The sequence below is a fragment of the Cryobacterium sp. Hz7 genome (assembly GCF_004402815.1).
Taxonomy (GTDB): domain Bacteria; phylum Actinomycetota; class Actinomycetes; order Actinomycetales; family Microbacteriaceae; genus Cryobacterium; species Cryobacterium sandaracinum.
Window position 1 is genome coordinate 1 of sequence record NZ_SOFB01000016.1, and the last position, 1,082, is coordinate 1,082.

Sequence of the window (1,082 nt, forward strand, 5' to 3'; positions counted from 1 at the left end):
GCTTAGAGCATTTTCACATCGAGCGTCCATATCCGTCGTGGGCGAAGAAATTGGCGCATTCCTCGGGCGGAAACAGGTCGATGAGTTTTCCGATCACGTCCCATAAGGTGTTGATGGTGCGGGCTTGCGCCTTTCGCAGCAGGCTCTTGAGCTTGGCGAAGGCGAGCTCGATGGGATTGAGGTCTGGGGAGTAGGGCGGCAGATACCGCAGGGTGGCCCCTCGGGCTTCGATGAGTTGCTTGACCCCTGCCACCTTGTGGGCGGGCAGATTGTCCATTACGACGATGTCGCCGGGCCGCAAGGTCGGAGCCAGGACCTGCTCGACATAGGCCAGGAAGATCGCGCCATTCATCGCCTTGTCGATGACGAAGGGGGCGGAGATTCCGTCATGCCGGAGCGCCCCGACGAAGGTGGTCATTTTCCAATGACCGTGCGGCACCGCAGCCAGCAGCCGCTGACCGCGCGGCGCCCGTCCGTAGCGCCGGGTCATGTTGGTCGATGCCCCGGTTTCATCAAGGAAGACCAAGCGGGTTGGGTCCAGCGCCGGCTGCTCGGCTCGCCAGGCGATGCGTCCTTCGNCCGGCTGCTCGGCTCGCCAGGCGATGCGTCCTTCGGCTACGTCGGGACGTTCCTGCTCGGCAGCATGCGCACTCTTTTTTTCAGACTGAGGTCGAGCCGCTCAAGCGTGTTCCACAGGCCGCCGACGCTGATCGACACGCCCAATTCGGCCAGAACCCAGGCGCGCAACTCAGCCAGCGTGGCATCGGGCTCGACCTTGATCTGCGCCTGCAACGCCTCAAGGTGAGCCGCCAGCTTCTGTCCTGGCCGCCCAGGCCGTGGCTTCACCGTCGTCTCGCCGGTGGCCCGGCGGCGGCCTTGGGCCTTGTAGATGTACGAAACGCTCACCCGGAACAGCGGCGCCACCTCGTAGGCGCTCATGCCGCTGTCCACAGCCGCCAAAACTCTATCGCGCAAGTCCTGAGAATAGGACTGCCCTGAGCGCCACGTCATCGCATCATCCTCGGGAGCGTTGTTACCGAAGATGTTGAATCACAAAATGACCTCAGGGGGAATCCTCTACC

The 1,082-nt window shown here is 63.1% G+C and carries 1 protein-coding gene; it reads right to left on the reverse strand.

The genetic code is table 11. The annotated features are described in order from the left end of the window. Positions 1-13 precede the first annotated feature (13 nt). A protein-coding gene (locus E3N86_RS04125) for an IS630 family transposase (RefSeq protein ID WP_134511383.1) occupies positions 14-1,011 on the reverse strand; the annotation gives its coding sequence in 2 pieces (ribosomal slippage) (positions 14-663 and positions 663-1,011; 999 coding nt in all). Positions 1,012-1,082: the final 71 nt, after the last annotated feature.